15 protein-coding genes and 4 tRNA genes are annotated in these 20054 nt (G+C 41.6%); 6 read left to right on the top strand and 13 right to left on the bottom strand.

The window, feature by feature from the left end; translation table 11 throughout:
* Window positions 1-3: 3 nt before the first annotated feature.
* Both ACAY00_RS03810 and menA read right to left on the bottom strand, forming a co-directional pair.
* Window positions 4-1164 carry an efflux RND transporter periplasmic adaptor subunit gene (locus ACAY00_RS03810; RefSeq protein ID WP_371377456.1) on the bottom strand — a complete coding sequence of 387 codons (1161 nt, stop codon included), beginning with the start codon at window positions 1162-1164 and terminating at the stop codon, window positions 4-6.
* A 198-nt stretch (window positions 1165-1362) separates the two neighbouring features.
* Window positions 1363-2265 (bottom strand): 1,4-dihydroxy-2-naphthoate octaprenyltransferase, encoded by a 903-nt coding sequence (gene menA / locus ACAY00_RS03805; RefSeq protein ID WP_371377452.1) that lies wholly within the window; start codon window positions 2263-2265, stop codon window positions 1363-1365.
* Between the two features lie 111 nt (window positions 2266-2376).
* Between menA and ACAY00_RS03800 the strand changes: the two genes are divergently transcribed.
* The 6 genes from ACAY00_RS03800 to menE are packed head-to-tail and all read left to right on the top strand — an operon-like array spanning window position 2377 to window position 9618.
* Window positions 2377-3693, top strand: a complete 1317-nt coding sequence (locus tag ACAY00_RS03800; protein ID WP_371377450.1) for an isochorismate synthase MenF — start codon at window positions 2377-2379, stop codon at window positions 3691-3693.
* A gap of 27 nt (window positions 3694-3720) precedes the next feature.
* Complete coding sequence (gene menD, locus ACAY00_RS03795) at window positions 3721-5556, top strand: 2-succinyl-5-enolpyruvyl-6-hydroxy-3-cyclohexene-1-carboxylic-acid synthase (protein ID WP_371377448.1); 1836 nt, start codon at window positions 3721-3723, stop codon at window positions 5554-5556.
* Window positions 5534-6394 (top strand): 2-succinyl-6-hydroxy-2,4-cyclohexadiene-1-carboxylate synthase, encoded by an 861-nt coding sequence (menH, locus tag ACAY00_RS03790; protein WP_371377445.1) that lies wholly within the window; start codon window positions 5534-5536, stop codon window positions 6392-6394. Before menD ends, menH begins: the two co-directional genes overlap by 23 nt.
* Window positions 6373-7218 (top strand): 1,4-dihydroxy-2-naphthoyl-CoA synthase, encoded by an 846-nt coding sequence (menB, locus tag ACAY00_RS03785; protein ID WP_371377443.1) that lies wholly within the window; start codon window positions 6373-6375, stop codon window positions 7216-7218. Before menH ends, menB begins: the two co-directional genes overlap by 22 nt.
* A complete protein-coding gene (gene menC / locus ACAY00_RS03780) occupies window positions 7172-8194 on the top strand; it encodes an o-succinylbenzoate synthase (RefSeq protein WP_371377440.1) in 1023 nt (340 codons plus the stop codon). Before menB ends, menC begins: the two co-directional genes overlap by 47 nt.
* Window positions 8182-9618 carry an o-succinylbenzoate--CoA ligase gene (gene menE / locus ACAY00_RS03775; protein WP_371377437.1) on the top strand — a complete coding sequence of 479 codons (1437 nt, stop codon included), beginning with the start codon at window positions 8182-8184 and terminating at the stop codon, window positions 9616-9618. The genes menC and menE overlap by 13 nt, the downstream gene beginning before the upstream one ends.
* On the opposite strand, the gene ACAY00_RS03770 is transcribed toward menE, so the two are convergent.
* From ACAY00_RS03770 to ACAY00_RS03720, 11 genes are all read right to left on the bottom strand, one after another.
* Window positions 9615-10019 carry an acyl-CoA thioesterase gene (locus tag ACAY00_RS03770; RefSeq protein WP_371377434.1) on the bottom strand — a complete coding sequence of 135 codons (405 nt, stop codon included), beginning with the start codon at window positions 10017-10019 and terminating at the stop codon, window positions 9615-9617. The two genes, menE and ACAY00_RS03770, sit on opposite strands and share 4 nt — an antisense overlap.
* Window positions 10020-10110: 91 nt before the next feature.
* Window positions 10111-12015, bottom strand: coding sequence for a SurA N-terminal domain-containing protein (locus ACAY00_RS03765; RefSeq protein ID WP_371377432.1), 1905 nt, complete (start codon window positions 12013-12015; stop codon window positions 10111-10113).
* A gap of 314 nt (window positions 12016-12329) precedes the next feature.
* Window positions 12330-12602, bottom strand: coding sequence for a nucleoid-associated protein HU-beta (hupB, locus tag ACAY00_RS03760; protein ID WP_371377428.1), 273 nt, complete (start codon window positions 12600-12602; stop codon window positions 12330-12332).
* A 259-nt stretch (window positions 12603-12861) separates the two neighbouring features.
* A complete protein-coding gene (gene lon, locus ACAY00_RS03755; protein ID WP_371377425.1) occupies window positions 12862-15210 on the bottom strand; it encodes an endopeptidase La in 2349 nt (782 codons plus the stop codon).
* 260 nt (window positions 15211-15470) lie between these two features.
* Window positions 15471-16748, bottom strand: coding sequence for an ATP-dependent protease ATP-binding subunit ClpX (gene clpX, locus ACAY00_RS03750; protein ID WP_371377422.1), 1278 nt, complete (start codon window positions 16746-16748; stop codon window positions 15471-15473).
* Window positions 16749-16898: 150 nt separating this feature from the next.
* Entirely contained in the window at window positions 16899-17471 is a 573-nt protein-coding gene (gene clpP / locus ACAY00_RS03745) for an ATP-dependent Clp endopeptidase proteolytic subunit ClpP (RefSeq protein WP_371379537.1), read from the bottom strand.
* 157 nt (window positions 17472-17628) lie between these two features.
* Window positions 17629-18933, bottom strand: a complete 1305-nt coding sequence (tig, locus tag ACAY00_RS03740) for a trigger factor (protein ID WP_371377419.1) — start codon at window positions 18931-18933, stop codon at window positions 17629-17631.
* Window positions 18934-19491: 558 nt separating this feature from the next.
* A tRNA-Pro gene (locus ACAY00_RS03735) sits at window positions 19492-19568 on the bottom strand.
* Window positions 19569-19575: 7 nt separating this feature from the next.
* Window positions 19576-19651 (bottom strand) — tRNA-His (locus ACAY00_RS03730).
* A gap of 28 nt (window positions 19652-19679) precedes the next feature.
* Window positions 19680-19756, bottom strand: a tRNA-Arg gene (locus tag ACAY00_RS03725).
* A gap of 63 nt (window positions 19757-19819) precedes the next feature.
* Window positions 19820-19896 (bottom strand) — tRNA-Pro (locus ACAY00_RS03720).
* Window positions 19897-20054 lie beyond the last annotated feature (158 nt).

Raw genomic sequence — 20054 nt, 5'->3', positions numbered from 1 at the left:
GAATTAACCCTGCGATTGTTGATTGGTTTGCTCGGACAAGGGCTTAGGTGCCATTTCAGCAGACTTTACTTGCACCTTTTGCCCGTCTCTAACGCGCTGCATGCCAACAGTGACAATGGTTTCACCTGGTTCTACCCCTTCGTTTACTATCACCTTAGTGTCAACTCGCCTACCCAGCACCACATTGCGACGTTGCACGTGATTATTGGCATCTAAGATCATCACAAAATCGCCTTGTTGATCGGATTGAACAGAGCTTTGTGGGATCATCGTGGTATCAACCGCTTGCGCAGATTCCACAATAACCTTAACGTATTGACCAGGTTTTAATACCCCTAATGGATTTGGAATGGTGGCGGCAACTTCCAAAGTGCCAGTTTCTGGATCGACCCGATTGGCCACATAACTTATGATCCCTTGCTCAGGATAAAGCTCGTTATTGAGCATCAATTTCACAACAGGCTTGCTATCGCCAAGTTGGGTTTTAGCGATTTGGTTTCGACGCACCATCTGCCAATATAAATTTTCACTCACTTGAAAGGGCACTTCCATGGTATTCACTGCCACAATGGTGGTTAGAGCTCCTGATGATGGCCCAACCAAATCCCCAACACTGTACTCACTTCGCCCTATTCGCCCCCCTATTGGCGCTAAAATTTTGGTATAGGATAAGTTAAGTTTCGCGGTGTCTAATTGTGCTCTTGCCGACTCAAGGGCCGATTTTTGTTGATTTACGTTAGAAACCAATTCATCAATTTGCGAACTGGATATGTAGCCATTAGCCTTTAACTCATTGGCTCGCTTAAGATTTTTCCTTGCGATATCAAGAGCATCTTTCGCCTTATTGAGCTCAGCCTGCATTTGAGCGAGTTTGGCCTTTACTTCATCATCATCTAGGGTGAATAACACCGCACCTTGCTCAATATTTTTCCCTTCTTGAAAATGAATTTCAGCAATTTCGGCGGTTATTCGAGCCGGGATTTGAATATCGCTCCCTGCCGTCAGTCGCCCGACAAAACTATTACTTTCTTTAAAAGGGTGTTGCTTAATGATATCAACCACAACTTGTGGTTCAATATTTGGGCGGGTAGGTTTTTCACAGCCGGTAAGAGCAAGCCAAGTTACTGACAACACGCTAAGTGTGAGTATAATTTTGCTTCGCATAGAGTCATCCAAAATAGAGAGAGTTAAAGTCAGAGCCGTATTTTTGTTACAACCTTGCTTTAAATAATAGTGCAATAAAATTCAGTTACTTATTAAATTACTCGGTTTTATTGCTCACTCTATTTGAAATACCCCAATCTTTTACTTTTTTAAGCATTACTTGCTAAAGGTTATTAGTTTCGTTCTCCCCCTCCCAAGTTATAAAACCAAACCTATTGAAAATAATGAACAAAATACGAAGGTTGCAATAGCGGTGTTTTTAAGTTGATTATTCATTATGGTGGCATCATCGACGTTTTTAAGTCTGTTGGTCGATACAATCAAGACGGGTAAGGCCAATAGGTGTAACCAGGTGGTTATAGGCATATTAGCGAGCAAAATAAAAACGATGATAAACAACTCAGCTAAACCAAGCAGACACCAATGATAGGCTCTGGCGCCTTTATAACCCAAACGTGCCGCTAAGGTGACTTTGCCTGCTGCTAAGTCGGTTTTCATATCACGAATATTATTGATGTTTAATACCGAACAAGAGAGCAAGCCACAACTGCTTGCCGGTAACATTAATAACCCGTAAAACTCACCTTGATATAGGGTGAAGCTGCCAATCACCCCAACCAAACCAAAAAATAAAAATACCGAGATATCGCCTAACCCTCGATAGCCGTAAGGCTTATCGCCCATGGTATAAGTGATAGCGGCAACGATAGCGAGACTGCCCAGTACAATAAACGTGATAATAAGCCAAAGTTGATTGGCAAAGGCCTGCACCAATAAACTGATACCGCTAGCGATGGCTAGCCCAATGGCGATGAATAATGCTTTTTTCATCGCGCTTTCGCTCACTAAGCCAGCATTCATTACCCGTAATGGCCCCACTCGTTGCGCATTATCGGCGCCATGCTTTAGATCACCAAAGTCATTCGCTAGGTTTGAAATAACTTGGAGTAAAATAGCCGTCACTAACGCCAAAATAAAAATCAAAAGGTCGAAGTTGCCTTGATAATAGGCTAGCGCTGTGCCCAAAATAATGGCAGAGCAAGATAATGGTAGTGTTTTTGGGCGAATGGCTAACAACCACACAGAAAAAGGATTAGTCATTGATTGTATTAGGCTTTAAAATAAAACATATTGATTATGTTACAATAAACAGCACCTTTTAAGCAGTTTATTTTTTATAAGTTAGCTAGAGCCTTTAAACCTAAGCAAATAATGACAAACATAGAGCAAATTTATTCAGCCCTTAATAACCTGCGACAACAGCCAATCGACGGCTATCATTGCCTGCGCATCGGTATAAACCAAATCAGTTTGCTTGGTTGGTTAAAAGCACAAACTGGCAATAAAAAATTTTACTGGCGTGATAAAAGTGGTGATTTTACCTTAGCCATGTTGGGTGTTTCTCATCAAATCAGTACCCTAGAAGCTCCAAACCGATTAACACATGCCAACTATTTTGGTGGTGTCAGTTTTAACCCCAAAGATAAACAATGGCCGGGGTTTTCAAGCAGTCAATTTATTGTGCCAAGAATCGAAATTCGCTGTAATCAAGGGCAATATAGTATAGCGTGTCATATTAATGCGCGTGATCATCATCTCAATACTGAAATCGATGCCTGCTTGGCGATACTTGATGAGTTAAAACCGGAGGTCGAAATCCATTCAGCACCTTTGAACTTTTTAATTGAGCAAACCACCCACTCACCTGACTACCCCCTGTGGCAATGCATGGTAAATTCTGTGCTTGCGAACATCAAGCAAGGTTCGTTGCAAAAAGTTGTTTTATCACGACAAACTACGCTCAAGCTTGAGCAAACATCAGATAGTCAAGGCGACAAAAGTATTGAACACAGTTGCTGGGATTTGTTGGGCCAATGGCAACATTTAACCCCAAATTGCTTTCAATTTGCTCTACAATTTGAGCCTGACACAATATTTATTGGGAGCTCACCGGAAAAGTTATTTCGCCGTATAGGCAACACTTTACACACCGAAGCGATGGCTGGCACCACCCCAATAGGCAACACCCAAAAAGAGCATGAACAATTTTACCGGCAATTAATAAACGACAACAAATTAGGGCATGAAAATGAGCTCGTCGCCAACTACATCACTGAAATATTAGAGCAAGTATGTCGCCAATATAGTCAATCCGAACTTAACATTGTCAAACTGGCGCACGTACAACACCTAAATCAAACCTTTAGCGGGCAATTAAAAACACGGGTAACCGACCACCAATTACTGAATTTACTTCACCCTACCCCAGCCGTTGCTGGGGTCAGTAAAGCAGAATCATTAAAAATAATCTCTCAGTTAGAGCCTTATATTCGAGGTTGGTATAGTGGCGCCGTTGGTTATTGCAGTCCTGAACATTGTGTATTTTCAGTAGCAATTCGTAGTGCATTGATTCAAAACAATAATATTAAAGTTTTTGCCGGGGCTGGGATTGTCGAAGGCTCTACTGCTGAACTAGAATGGCATGAATTAAACAATAAAGTAAGTACTATACTGTCTTTATTAGCTTGAGTAATTCAATCGCCATAATAAAAATATATGACACTAAAAACCACCGCAAACATTAACTTAGTGAGTGCTCAATTAATTATCGAAGAATTGTTTCGACATGGTATTCGACATATTTGTATTGCTCCAGGTTCACGCTCTACGCCATTAACCTTGGCCGCGTGCTTGCACCCAAAAATTGAAACCTATGCCCACTTTGATGAAAGAGGCATAGGATTTTATGCTTTGGGAATGATTAAAGCGCTAGCGCAGCCTGTTGCGGTTATTGTAACTTCGGGCACCGCGGTATCTAATTTGCACCCAGCGGTGGATGAAGCTAATAACAGCCAATTACCACTGATATTGTTAACCGCTGATCGCCCTGTTGAATTGCTTGACTGCGGGGCCAATCAAGCAATTACTCAATCAGGTTTATTTGCCAACTCTATTTGCCAACAGCTTGATTTTGATGCCCCAACGCCAGACTTACCGCCTCAATACATCTTAACCAGCATTGATAAAGTTTTATTTCAACAAAGCCAATCCCCTGGGCCGATACATATTAATTGTCGCTATAAAGAGCCTTTATACCCTGGCCCCAAAACGCAAGATTTTAGTCAATACTTACAACCAGTAAAACAATGGCAAGGACAACAAAAGCCTTATAGCCAATATCATCAACCGACACGGCAGGTTACAAACGAGACTCTTGACATTAAAGAGATAGACCACCTTAAAGGGATTATAATTGTTGGCCAACAAGCGATCGGGCAAGATCTTGGCGATAGCATTGAATCTTTGGCAAAGGGACTCGGTTGGCCAGTATTTTATGATGTGATGGCCAATACCCCAAAAGGTGAGCAAACAATTCATTATTACGACCAATTATTGCATCATCAAACGTTTGCTGAGTTATTGCAAGAATGCGAATGTTTTATTCAATTAGGACATCCGCTTATTTCGACACGCCTACAACAGAGTATTAGCACAAGTACCGCTCAATATTGGCTCGTTGCACCAGGTATAAAACGTTTTGATCCATTTCATCGGGTTAACCAACGCTTTGTGTGTTCACCTAAGGTTTGGTTAACCAATGCTCTTACCCAAATCAATACATTAACGACGCCTGCAGTGACCGTCAGTCTGTGGCGACAAAAATTGATTGAATTTGAAAAAAAGGCCAAAAATTACTTTCAACAGTTAGACGCACAACTGAATGTATCCACTGATTTAGAGCCACGTTCAACGCCAAATTCGTCAGCCACATTTAACACGGGCTTTGCAAACTGGGGAGAGTATCAGGTGGTTCGCAACTTAACGCAAATGCTGCCAAAGCAAAGCCATTTATTTATCGGTAATAGCATGCCTATACGGTTAATGGATATGTTTGCTCCTGCAACCTCTAAAAACGTTCATTTTCACAGTAACCGAGGTGCAAGTGGCATTGACGGGCTTGTCGCAACAACCGCAGGCATTGCCAGCCAAGTTAGGGGGCAAGCGGTTACCTTATTGATTGGTGATATATCGCTGCTACATGATTTAAATTCACTGGCGTTGTTATCCAACATGAACTCACCGGTTGTCATTGTTGTGCTAAACAACGACGGCGGTTCTATTTTTAATATGCTGCCCGCGCCCAAAGAGCACAATATTAAATCCACTTTCTATCAAATGCCTCATGGATTTACATTTGCCCAAGCAGCGTCAATGTTTAGGCTTAATTATTATGCGCCAAACTCTCTGTTGGCATTTAAAAATTCGTATCAGGATGCGATAACGCTAAACACGGCGAGCTTAATTGAAGTGGTATGCGAAAACGATCAGAGCAGTCAATTTTGCCAACATATTAAACAGCAGATAAACAATGATTTTATTTGCGCAACATAAAGCCGTTAGAGGTTCAACAAAACCAACGTTGGTCTTATTGCATGGCTTTATGGGCGATCATCAAGACTGGCACTCTATGCGTTTGCACTTAAGTGATGATATCCCCACGCTCGCCATAGATTTACCAGGACATGGCAACTCTGAGGCAATCGAGTTAGATCACAAATTAGGTTTTAAGCAATGCAACAACTATTTAACCAACACCTTAATCAAACACAAGATTAAAGACTATATTCTTTGTGGTTATTCTCTTGGTGGGCGAGTAAGTCTATACCACAGCGCTCACATTTATTTACCACAAAGGCGTCAAGATGGCCTAAGACTATGCGGGCTTATTATTGAGTCAGCCCATGTTGGTCTTGAAAACGAGCAGCAAAAAACCATGCGATGGCAATCAGATCTTACATGGGCCGAAAATTTCGAGCAGAAAACATTGGCTGAGGTTCTAGCACATTGGTATCAACAGCCTATCTTCGCTTCGTTAACGGCAACGCAAAAACAGCAACTGATCAATGCAAGACAACACAACAATGCAGCGGCCTTGGCGCAAACTTTACGGGCTTTGTCATTGGCCAAGCAGCCAATGCTAATTCATGCTTTAGCACAAAGTGAATTTTCAAGCTATTATTTTTATGGTGAAAAAGATTATATATATCAAGGAATTGTACAAAAGATTAAGGCACAATATGACTCTCTAACAGCCGTAAAATTTAACCATGCTGGACATAATATACATCGAGAGTCTGCTGAGGCTTTTGCACACCAGATCAACCAACTTTTCGACAGTGTTTTTTCACTTTCAGGGGACAAAAAGATATGCATAACGAAAACACCCTAGCGACCCCAATCCAATGGCAAGATGTGGGGAATGAATATACTGATATTCGCTATCATAAGGCCGATGGAATCGCCAAAATTACGATCAACCGACCCCAGGTAAGAAATGCATTTCGACCGTTAACGGTGAAAGAAATGATCGATGCGCTTAATGATGCCCGTTATGATGAATCGATTGGTTGCATTATTTTAACCGGAGAAGGTGATTTGGCTTTTTGCTCAGGTGGTGACCAAAGTGTTCGTGGTGACAGCGGCTATCAAGATGAGTCGGGGGTACATCACCTTAATGTCCTTGATTTTCAACGCCAAATTAGAACCTGTCCAAAACCAATCGTTGCGATGGTCGCCGGTTATGCCGTTGGTGGTGGTCATGTTTTACATATGATGTGCGATTTAACCATTGCCGCCGACAACGCAAAATTTGGTCAAACGGGGCCAAAGGTTGGATCTTTTGATGGTGGTTGGGGGGCAAGTTATATGGCCCGGATTGTTGGTCAGAAAAAAGCTCGCGAAATTTGGTTTCTTTGTCGAATGTATGATGCTAACCAAGCCCTGGATATGGGTCTGGTGAATACCGTGGTACCGCTTGCACAACTTGAACGAGAAACGGTGCAGTGGTGTCAAGAAATATTACAGAACTCGCCAATGGCTATTCGCTGCTTAAAAGCGGCACTCAATGCCGACTGCGATGGTCAGGCAGGGTTACAAGAACTGGCCGGGAACGCTACCATGCTGTTTTATATGACAGAAGAAGGTCAAGAGGGGCGAAACGCATTTAATGAAAAGCGGGCACCAGACTTTGGTAAGTTTCAACGCAATCCATAACACCCAAAAGGTAACGGGGGCTCGTTTATATCAATATCGATTGCCTTTTGCTCAGCCACTTTTTTTTAATTCTTTTCGCCTAAAAGCACGTGAGGGCTTTTTTTTACAACTGCAGTTTAACGATCACAGTGTGGGTTGGGGAGAAGCCAGTCCGTTACCGGGTTTTAGCTTGGAAACTATGGCGCAATGCCAACAAGATTTAACCCAGTTTATGAACACCATTGATGGCAGTAAAAGCAAGACTTACTATCGTGCGCAAACGCCGGCGGCGCAATTTGCTATTGATTGCGCCTTAAACCAAATTCCTATTCATCCGTTGTCGCTTGAACCGTCGATGGTGCCATTACTGCAAGGCACCAAGCAACAAGTGATAGAGCAATATAAAACGCTCGGCAAACCGATGCGAATAAAACTGAAAGTCGCTCGTCAGCCAGTTGACGACGACATTGCCTTATTAACCAAACTTGGCCACATTAATCCACGTTTAAAATGTCATCTTGATGCCAACCAAGGCTGGACTAAAAAGCAGGCTTGGTGTTTTTTAGCCAATGTATCAAGGTCGTTGATTGAGGTCGTAGAAGAACCATGCCAAGCGTTTGAGCAGAGCTTAACCTTGGCCCAAAAGTTTCATATTAGGCTGGCCATTGATGAGAGCTTATTCTCTTATCCTTGGCAACACGGCTTGCCAGCAGAGGTTAGCACGGTGATTGTAAAGCCCAGCCTAATAGGTGGTTTTAAGCAGCTCATAAAATTAATAGAAACAGCAAAGAAAGGGCAACAAACTTTGTACTTTAGCAGCAGCTTTGAAAGCCCTTTGGCGCTAAGTCAAATTGTCAGTATTGCTCAAATGTGGGCCGATGATGCATCACTTGGTCTTGATACTCTAAAATACTTTCAACAGCAACACACCTTAAAAAAAGCGAATATTGTTGATTTTATAAATGGTACAGATGTGAATTTGATATGGCAAAAGTAACCTGCCCTTTAGAAAAAAATGCTCTAAACGCCCCTCACGCTATCGCGTTAAGAACACCTGAGCATAACATTAGCTGGGCTTTGTTAAAGCTGGTCGTTGATAGGGTGATATTAGAATTAGAAAACGCCAACATAGACCCAGGTGAGATATTAGCGCTTTCGACTGCCTCGAAGCTAACCACAACCATCTTATTGTTAGCCTGCATAAAACGTGCTGTTATTTTATGCCCTTTAAATCCTGGGCTTAAAACTACGCAGATCAGAGCAATATCAAAAGACATTGGCGTTAACCATCATTTAGGGCCCGATGAAAGCCAATTAAAGGTCATTGAACAAATCATTGTGACAACCTTAAGCAGCAACAGCTTAAATAGCAAAAACCTTAACGACAAAGCAGAGTTACCGATGAATCAGGGACCTGTAACATGGTTAGACTTAGACTCTGCTGCAACCTTGGTGATGACATCAGGTAGCTCTGGTTCGCCAAAAGCCGTATTACATTCTTTAGCCAATCATTATTACAGTGCTTGTGGCAGTGCTAAGTTGATCCCCTTATCTCACACCGATAGCTGGTGGCTAAGTTTACCCCTTTTTCATGTGGGCGGATTAGCCATTATATTTCGTTGCTTGTTTAGTGCCGCCACTATGGTGCTCGATGACAGCAAAGACATCCTTAAAGTGTTGTCACAATATCCCATTACTCATGCTTCTATGGTACCAACCCAAGTTATCCGACTGCTTAAGATGCTGAGTGAAAAACCTCAGGGGTTATCACTTTCAACCATCCTCATCGGCGGTGCAGCCGTGCCTAGCAGTGTGGTCGAAGCGTGTAAAAACCTGCCTTGGCAAGTCTATGACAGTTATGGATTAACGGAGATGAGCTCTCAAGTTGCAACCAAACCGATTTCTGAATCAGGTTTTCGTCAACCATTAGCATATCGTCAGTGGCGCTTGGTGAATGGGGAAATACAGGTAAGAGGCAAAACCTTATGTTTAGGTTACGTAACACAAGGGAAATTAACTCAGCCTTTTCAAGATGGTTGGTTTGCAACCAAGGATTTAGCCCGCACTGAAGATGGAAAAATCCACCTTGTTGGCCGCCTAGATAATATGTTTATTTGCGGTGGCGAAAACTACCAACCTGAGGCCATAGAACAAGAACTTCTTACCCACCCAGATGTCATCCAAGCGATTATTGTACCGATTAAGGATGACACATTCGGGCATATTGCCTGTGCGCTGATCGATTGCAAAAATAACGCCCTTTGGCAGCAAATTAACGATTATTTGCAACAGCGTATTGCTAAAATTTATGTCCCGAAGCACTTTTTACCCTGGCCCGAGAATACCGGTACCGGGATAAAAATAAACCGAAAAGTTTTACAACAATACGCTGAACAAACTTTAATAAATACTCGTCTCTAACCTTCACCCAAACAACGACGAATTAATGACGGTAATGGCATCTTTTTCTTCGTTGCTTTGTTTAGTGTGACTAACGCTATTTTAGCGACAAATACATCTTTTTGCTTACTTGTCCCCTTAATGACGAAATGCATCGAGTGCTCGCCAATACGATCGAGACTGACGTGCATTTTTAACAACTGACCCCAGCTCATTGGCGAAACATAGTCGACCTCTAAATACCTAACCGGCATTAATACACCGTCTTCGGTGAGTGCAATAACACTGCTGTCAGTTAACCAGACATCTAGGGCTTCATGCACTGCCTGTAGCGCAAAATGCCCATAATTAGGTGCATAGACTGAACCGGCTGGATCACAATCGCCAAAAGAAATGTTCCTATCGATGGTAACGGTTTTCATCTTAATTTCATTCCTATAAACACAGGTTATTATAAATAAAAAAGGCCAGCACCAGGGTACTGACCTTTTATTCTATACATGTCAAGTACGTTTAGAACTGAGGTGCATTAGCTGGTAGATTACGAGTAATCTCGGCATCTTTTTTCAGGTTCTCAACATACGATGAGAAGACCGCTTGACTTAGGGCCATCGCTAACTGTTGAGCGTTAACACTTTCATCAACCGTACCTTCATTCACATTAATCACTTCGATTAGATCAATATCACCATTAACGGCCGTGGCGATACCCGCGGAAATTTGACCTTCAACAGGGTGAGGCAATAAGAAAGCTTGTGATGCAATATGACGTGCAACTTCGTTGCTGTTACGGCTAACCGCATCAGAGCGAACAAACGATGCCTGATACGTAGTAAGCTCAGCATCGACATTTTCACCGGCTTTTAATTTTTCAAGTAGCGACTGAGCCACCTCGGTTGCTTGCGTTGCCGCTTTATCATTGATTAATTCGGCTTTAATCGAGTCACGAACGTCTTCTAATGGTTTAGTGTCTGCGGCTTTATGTTGAGCAACGCGAATAACCATAACCAACTTATCGTTTTCAACTTCAATAACATCTGAGTTCAAACCGTCGACGATAAGCTCTGATGAAAATGCAGCATCTACTATGTTAGCGTTATCAAATGGGGCGAAATTGCCCATACGCGCTAACCAAGCAGAGGTTTTGATCTCGCCATTAAAGACGGCAGCAACATCATCAAGCGATTCTGCTGATTCAAATGCAACTTCAGCCATTTGACCTTGAAGTTCATAAAATTGTTCTAACGCTTGATTATTTACCAACTGCGTTTTAATTTCTTGGGCTACTTCAGCAAAAGGCTTAGTATCAATAGGCGCATAGTCGGTTAATTTAATAATATGAAAACCAAAGTCTGATTTAACCACTTCACTAATATTGTCTTCTAAAGTCAAGGCAAATGCAGCGTCTTCAAAAGCCACATCCATAGCGCCACGACCAAACCAGTCAAGATCACCACCATTTTCACCAGAGAATGTATCATCTGAGTATTGTTGTGCTAATGTGGCAAAATCTTCACCGGCTTTAACCTTCACCAAAATCTCTTCGGCTTGCGCTTTTGCCGCATCTTCGTCATCACCAAATTCAACGAGAATATGCGAAGCTCGACGTCTTTCTTCAGACTGAAAAGATGATAAGTTGTTGTCGTAGAAGGCCTTAACCTGCTCGTCAGTCACTTCCACTTCTGCCGCTAAGTCTTCGATATTTAGCGCAACATACTCTAATTGAACTTGCTCTTGAGTCGCAAAACGCGGTTGATTAGACTGATAAAACTGTTCAATTTCAGTGTCAGTGACTTCGATGCCTTCAACAAACTGTTGCGCAGAAATAGTTGCATAACGAATGTCACGTGTTTGATTAGCAAGTTTAGCGGCTAACTCTTGTTGGTAAGGCAGGCTAATTTCAGATGCCATAATAGAGTTCATTAATTGACGACGCGCCATGTCAACACGTAAATAATCACCAAAATCAGACGATTGTCTAAATCCTGCTTGGTTGATCAACATAACATAGCGATCGTAGTCAAATTGGCCATCAACTTGAAACTCAGGCATCGCCGTAATGGCTTCTTTAACTTGCTCATCGCTGATGCTGATTTCTAAATCACGTGCATTTTGCTCAAGCAATGCTTCGTTGATAAGTTGCTCTAACACATCAGAACGCATGTTTTGGATGAATGCATCATTGCTGGCAATTTGTTCAAACATGTCACCAAACTGCTGTTTCATGCGAGCACGTTGATTTTGGTATGCGCGTTCAAATTCTTGTTGCGAAATTTTTACATCATTAACCTTCGCTGCAGATGTATCTACGCTGTTGGTGTAACTTCCAACACCAGCAAAGATGAAGGTTGCAATGACTAAACCTAAGATTATTTTTGCTGCAGGACCGCCCGATCCTTCTCTAATTTTTTCTAACATGTATGTCTCTTTTGCTCAGGACTAAAGCCATTCAGATTTGAAACGACTTACTAATTGTATTTATCCCTCGATTGTAACAAAAGCTTATGCGCGCTTGAAGCATAAATAACAACTAATTTAACAATAAAAAAACTGCTTAAAAACCGAGCAGTAAACTATCGTTAGAGCCGATTCGTGTTGTCATAGAAATCTGCGATTTAATGATTATTTATACGTTGTTTAAAACCACAAAGCCGTGTGTTAGCGTTCGAGTTTGAGGGAAAAAAAAAGCTGGCAATCGCCAGCTTTTTATAATCTTTGTCTAAGAAAAAATCTTAGTTAACGGCATCTTTAAGTGCTTTACCGGCTTTGAAAGCTGGGATTTTAGCAGCAGCGATTTGGATTTCTGCACCTGTTTGAGGGTTACGGCCAGTGCGTGCTGCACGGTCACGTACAGAGAATGTACCAAAACCAACTAGGGCTACTTGCTCACCTGCTTTTAGTTCATCAGACACTGCGTCGATAAAAGAATCTAATGCACGACCTGCCGCCGCTTTAGAGATATCAGCACCAGCTGCAATTTTGTCGATTAGTTGAGACTTATTCACGATGTATTCCTCTTTGTTTGTTATTATATGAAGCTTTTAAGTTATGGTTTAAAACCGCTAAAAAGCTCCATGGTTTACAATTAAGTTATCTAAAAATTCAATTTTAATTATCGCTAATCCTTTGCTTTAACTTGGCTGTAGCGAGGACTTGGCGCTAAATCAACTTCAGACTACCACAGTCATTTCGTTTGAAAACCCCTAAAATCAAATTTTTTGCATTTTTTTGCAAAAACCGGTGTTTTTTTGCTTAAATATCGAACTAACTGGCCACAGACCACTTGTCTGGCGACTCTGCGAGTGCGATTTGCAATACTTCATCAATCCATTTTACTGGGTGGATTGATAAATCAGCTTTGACATTTTCAGGGATTTCTTTCAAATCACGTTCATTGTCTTTGGGGATAATCACCGTTTTTATACCACCACGATGGGCGGCCAGTAGCTTTTCTTTTAAACCACCGATGGCAAGTACTTCACCACGTAATGTGATTTCACCAGTCATTGCAACATCAGCTTTGACCGGATTACCCGTTAAGCTTGAAACTAACGCCGTACACATACCAATACCCGCACTTGGACCATCTTTTGGTGTCGCGCCCTCTGGTACGTGGACATGAATATCGCGTTTTTCATTAAAGTCTTCGTTAATGCGTAATTTTTCGGTGCGACTACGAACCACCGTCATGGCCGCTTGTATCGACTCTTTCATGACATCACCTAAAGAGCCAGTGTATTGCAACTTGCCTTTACCTGGTACCGAAGCCGCTTCGATGGTTAGTAATTCACCACCCACCTCCGTCCATGCCAAACCTGTGACCTGGCCAATGCGATTTTCATCTTCAGCCTTACCATAGTCAAAACGACGCACTCCTAGGTACTCTTCTAGATTGTCGATGTTAATGACGACTTTTTTAACTTTATCGTTTAGTAAGATGTTTTTAACCGCCTTACGACAAAGCTTTGAAATATCTCGCTCTAGGCCACGAACACCGGCTTCGCGGGTGTAGTAGCGAATGATGCCAATAATCGCACTGTCTTCGATAACAATTTCGGAGTCCTTTAGACCATTGCGCTTGATTTGCTTAGTCAGCAAATGATTACGAGCAATGTTAAGTTTCTCATCTTCGGTATAGCCAGACAAACGAATGACTTCCATCCGATCAAGTAATGGACCTGGAATGTTCATACTATTGGATGTCGCAACAAACATCACATCCGAAAGGTCGTAGTCAACTTCCAAATAGTGATCGTTAAAATTGTTGTTTTGTTCAGGATCCAGTACCTCTAACAACGCTGACGCTGGATCACCGCGCATGTCCGATGACATTTTGTCAATCTCATCTAATAAGAACAGTGGGTTCTTAACTTCGGCTTTTGCCATCTTCTGGATTAATTTGCCCGGCATAGAACCAATATAGGTACGACGATGACCGCGAATTTCGGCTTCGTCTCGAACCCCACCAAGGGCCATACGCACATATTTACGACCGGTTGACTTGGCTATCGACTTACCCAAAGACGTTTTACCAACGCCTGGAGGCCCAACAAGACATAAAATAGGTCCTTTAAGTTGGCTCACACGTTGTTGCACCGCTAGGTATTCAATGATCCGCTCTTTCACTTTTTCCAGACCATAATGATCTTGATTCAGCACTTCTTCGGCCAGTTTCAAATTACGTTTTAGTTTTGAACGCTTTTTCCATGGCACACTGATCATCCAATCAATGTAACTGCGAACCACCGTGGCTTCTGCAGACATCGGGGACATCATTTTTAGTTTTTGCAATTCAGCCAAGGTTTTTTCTTTGGCTTCTTTTGGCATTTGTGCTTTTTCAATTTTTTGGCTGATTTGCTCAACTTCATCTGGCACATCGTCCATATCGCCAAGTTCTTTCTGAATGGCTTTCATTTGCTCATTCAGATAATACTCGCGTTGGCTTTTTTCCATTTGTTTTTTGACTCGGCCGCGAATTTTCTTTTCGACCTGCAGCAAATCAATTTCACCTTCCATCAACGCCATCAAATATTCAAGGCGTTCAGAAATATTCGAAATCTCTAAAACATGTTGTTTATCTTGCAATTTTAACGGCATATGTGCCGCCATGGTGTCGGCTAATTGCTCGGCATCGTCAATGCCAGAAACCGAGGTTAATACTTCTGGTGGAATTTTTTTATTCAGTTTGACATAGCCTTCAAACTGAGAAACCGCCGAGCGTACTAATACTTCATTATGTTCTTCCGTGGTCTCTTCTGAACTTAAGTACTCAACATCGGCGATAAAGTATTCTTCGTTTTCAACAAACTGGTTTATTGAAGCGCGTTGACTGCCTTCAACAAGAACTTTCACGGTACCATCAGGCAATTTAAGCATTTGCAAAATAGTGGCGACCGTACCTATCTGATATAAATCTTCCGGTTGTGGATCGTCGACACTGGCATCTTTTTGTGCAACCAAGAACACTTTTTTGTCATGTTCCATGGCTCTGTCTAGACAGCGAATGGATTTCTCTCGACCGACAAACAAAGGGATGACCATCTGCGGGTACACTACAACGTCACGTAATGCTAAAACGGGGATTTCAATATTTCCTGAATGCTCTTTTGTCATGAAAGGTTCTCTTGGAAAGTGGTGTGTCAATTTACAAAACATTGAGTCGTATTGTGTACGCTCACGTTTCACTGTAAATGTCTTGATTATAAATTAGTATATGGGGATTGGCTTGAAGGTTTCAACACCTAGTTGAAAAAATATAAGCTCATTGAGCTGGGTTCAAGGCTTCACTCAAAGATTCACTGAGTTTTGCCAATGGCGAGATCTTAGCCGCGGCCATTTAGCCAATAAAAAAGGCCTTTACAGGCCTTTTTTATTTATTCAGCGTTTGCTTGTTGTTCGTTAGACTCAAACATAATTAAAGGCTTTGACTCACCTTTAATAACGGCCTCATCTACAACAACTTTAGTCGCATTAGATAATGACGGTAACTCATACATGGTATCAAGTAATACGCCCTCAACGATAGAGCGCAAGCCCCTAGCCCCTGTTTTTCTTACCATGGCTTTATTGGCAATGGCTTTTAATGCGTCTTCTCTAAACTCAAGCTCCACACCTTCCATATCAAACAAGGCTGAGAATTGTTTGGTTAAGGCATTTTTAGGTTCTTGTAAGATTTGAATAAGCGCATCTTCATCCAGTTCAGTAAGGGTTGCCACAACGGGTAAACGACCGATAAATTCTGGGATTAAGCCGTATTTTACCAAATCTTCAGGCTCTACTTCTTGAAAACGCTCGGTTAATGATTTTTTGTTATCGCCAGCTTTCACTTCGGCGCCAAAACCAATCCCGGTACCAGTTGCCATACGTTGTTCGATAACTTTATCTAGGCCGGCAAACGCCCCACCACAGATAAAGAGGATCTTTGACGTATCAACTTGCAAAAATTCTTGTTGTGGGTGCTTACGACCGCCTTGCGGTGGTACCGCAGCAATCGTACCTTCAACAAGTTTAAGCAGCGCTTGCTGTACCCCTTCACCCGATACATCACGCGTAATTGACGGGTTTTCCGATTTACGTGAAATTTTGTCAATTTCGTCAATATAGACAATACCACGTTGTGCTTTTTCCACATCGTAGTCGCATTTTTGCAAAAGCTTTTGAATGATGTTTTCAACGTCTTCACCAACATAACCCGCTTCGGTCAATGTGGTCGCATCCGCCATGGTATATGGAACATCAAGCATTCTTGCCAACGTTTCTGCTAATAACGTTTTACCAGAACCCGTAGGGCCAATCAGCAAGATGTTTGACTTACCTAACTCTACACCATTGTGGTTATCACCGTTTTTCAAGCGTTTGTAATGGTTGTATACAGCAACCGACAACACTTTTTTCGCATGAGATTGACCAATGACATAATCATCTAGATGCGCGCGGATTTTTGCTGGTGTTGGTAATTCATCAACCTCAGCCTTTGGCGAAATATCTTTGATTTCTTCACGGATGATGTCGTTACATAGCTCAACACATTCATCACATACGAAAACCGAAGGTCCCGCAATTAACTTTCTAACTTCGTGCTGACTTTTACCACAAAATGAACAATACAATAACTTTTCGTTATCACCGCTACCTTTTATCTCATCGGTCATACGGTATACACCTCAATATAAACTTGCTTTCCCCTAAGGGCTTGAAACAAAACAGACGCTTTGTTTATTAAGTATTTCACATTATACCCAATTCACAACCAGCTCAAAACATCACTGATTATTGTAGTACGGGTTTGCTTACCTGCTGGATTAATCTTTTCTGTGCTTTAAGATGGCATCAACTAAGCCATACTCAACAGCATTTTCAGCGCTTAAAAAGTTATCTCGGTCGGTATCTTTAGCGACTTTTTCGTAATCCTGGCCGGTATGATCGGCCATTAAACGATTTAAGCGCTCTTTAATCGATAAGATTTCTTTGGCGTGGATCTCAAAATCAGACGCTTGTCCTTGAAAGCCACCTAAAGGTTGATGAATCATCACTCGGGCATTAGGTAAACAGTAACGTTTGCCTTTTTCCCCTGCAGATAACAAAAACGCGCCCATGCTCGCAGCCTGTCCCATACATACCGTACTAACATTCGGCTTGATAAATTGCATGGTGTCGTAAATGGCCATACCGGCAGTGACACTACCACCAGGTGAGTTAATGTATAAAAAGATGTCTTTTTCTGGGTTCTCAGATTCCAAAAACAACAGCTGAGCCACAATTAGATTCGCCATATGTTCTTCAACTTGGCCACATAAAAATATGACACGTTCTTTTAACAGGCGAGAATAAATATCATAAGAGCGCTCCCCTTTCGACGTTTGCTCCACAACCATAGGAACTAGTGCGCTTTCGATGGGGTGAGAATTATTATTGGAGTTAAACAAAGAATATATCCTTAAAAAATAAAAATGGCTTATATGAGTTCATATAAGCCATTTAAGCGATTGCACGCGACAAAGTCAATGCATATCAAGAAATATCCGACAGGAATTAACCTTGTGGGTTCATGATATCTTTGAAGTTAGACGCTTTCTCTTCTACGTTTGCTTTTTCAAGAACAAGATCAATGGCTTGCTCTTCAAGTGCAACGTGTTGCATTTGTTGCATCAACTCTTTGTTATTGTTGTAGTATTCAATAACTTCTTGAGGATCTTCGTAAGCTGAAGCTGCTGATTCAATCAAGGCTTTAACTTTAGCTTCGTCAACTTTTAATTCGTTAACTTTGATCACTTCGCCTAATAACAAACCAACTTTTACGCGACGTTGAGCTTGCTCTTCGAACATCTCAGCCGGTAATTGAGGCATGTTTTTAGGGTCCATTTGACCGCCAAAACGTTGCATCGCTTGTTGACGTAATGCATCAATTTCTTGTGCTACTAATGCTTTTGGTACATCAACTTCGTTAGCCGCTACGATACCGTCTAGTACTTGCTCTTTAACTTTTGCTTTAACAGCTTGAGTTAATTCACGTTCCATGTTCTTTTTAACTTCAACACGTAACGCTTCTACGCCACCGTCTTCAACACCGAATAGTTTAGCAAACTCGTCATCGATTTCAGGTAGTACTGGACCTTCAGTTTTGTGAACTTTGATATCAAACTCAGCGTCTTTACCTTTAAGGTTTTCAGCGTGGTAATCTTCAGGGAAAGTTACAGAAATTGTTTTTTCTTCGTTAACTTTCATGCCCGTGATTTCTTTTTCAAAACCAGGGATCATGCGGCCAGAACCTAATTCAAGTACGAAGTTTTCAGCTTTACCGCCTTCAAATTCTTCACCGTCAACACGACCATTGAAGTCTAATGTTAAACGATCACCTTTTTTGGTCTTACGCTTGTTTTCTTTCCAAGTTTTGTGTTGGTTTTGAAGGGTAACAAACATTTCGTCAAGATCGGCATCTGTTACTTCAACAACAGGCTTTTCTACGTTTACCGTGTCTAAACCAGCTAGTTCGATTTCTGGGTAGATTTCAAACGTTGCTTCAAATTCTAATTCTTTACCTTCTTCATTGCTCTTAGCAACAAAGTGAGGACGACCAGCAGGGTTAAGCTTTTCAGCAACGATAGCATCAACAAAGTTGCGCTGCATGATTTCACCAGCAACTTCTTGACGAACAGATTGGCCGTAACGCTTTTGAATAACAGAAACTGGTACTTTACCAGGGCGGAAACCATTGATTCGTTGCGTTCTAGCTAACTGACGCAAACGGTTTTTAACTTCTAAATCTACTGTTTCGGCTGGAACAGAAATAGATAATTTACGTTCTAAGCCTTGTGTAGTCTCAACTGAAACTTGCATTTAAGTACCTCAAATTCTGACGTAATACGCCTATATATGCATCTTAATAAAATAAACGCATCGTAATCGACTTGCTTATTATTGAGATCAGCGTGATCTCAAGATTCGAAAAGTTTCAAAATGACCTTTCGCTAAAAAGATGCTGATTAGCCCTACAGAAGAGCTTGTTTAAAATGTGACGCAGAATTATAGCCATGCAAATACCGTGTGTAAATACTTATCCCGCCTCAATTGGCTAAAAGATGATAAGTTTGATCAGATCAGGCTTTATACAATCCCATTAAGTTTTTGCATTGGTAATAATAGCCCTTAAGGTTAAAAAGAAATCAACCTCAGCTAAAAAAATAAACGTTTTAATTTATTAGCATAAACCAGTTTTTTCGCTGTTTTAAGCCAACAAAACAGGACAAACAAAAAATATAACGGCTAATAACGGCTATATAAGCAATAAGCAAAAATAAATAAACGAGAGATAAATAGAATAAAGTAAGAAAGTAAATATGAAAGTTTGTAACTTGAGGAAGTTGAGGAAGTTGAGAGTAAAAATAGGGAAAGAAGTGGTCGGTGATGCAAGATTCGAACTTGCGACCCCTTGGACCCAAACCAAGTGCGCTACCAAGCTGCGCTAATCACCGACAAAGATGGGGTGGCTAATGGGACTTGAACCCACGACAACCGGAATCACAATCCGGGGCTCTACCAACTGAGCTATAGCCACCACTGTATTCTTTCTGCCATTAAGTAAATGGCACGCCCTAAAGGATTCGAACCTTTGACCCACGCCTTAGAAGGGCGTTGCTCTATCCAGCTGAGCTAAGGGCGCAAATAACTTACCTTAAAGGCTATATTAACTTACAAATAATTGGAAGCTAATATTTTAGAAAAGTGGTCGGTGATGCAAGATTCGAACTTGCGACCCCTTGGACCCAAACCAAGTGCGCTACCAAGCTGCGCTAATCACCGACATGTTTTCTTGCTGACTGAGTGTTCCCTGTCAACGGATGCGCATATTACCTAGGAGACTGGAGCTCGTCAAATCTTTTTTTATAAAAAATTACTGTTCGCTTATTTTTACAGCAGTTCAGAGCAATAAAGCCATTTACCGCCTAATCTATATACAA

This window comes from Thalassotalea sp. 273M-4 (assembly GCF_041410465.1).
Classification (GTDB): domain Bacteria; phylum Pseudomonadota; class Gammaproteobacteria; order Enterobacterales; family Alteromonadaceae; genus Thalassotalea_A; species Thalassotalea_A aquiviva.
The sequence above is the reverse complement of the archived record's forward strand: the minus strand, read 5'-3'. Positions and strand labels throughout refer to the sequence as shown.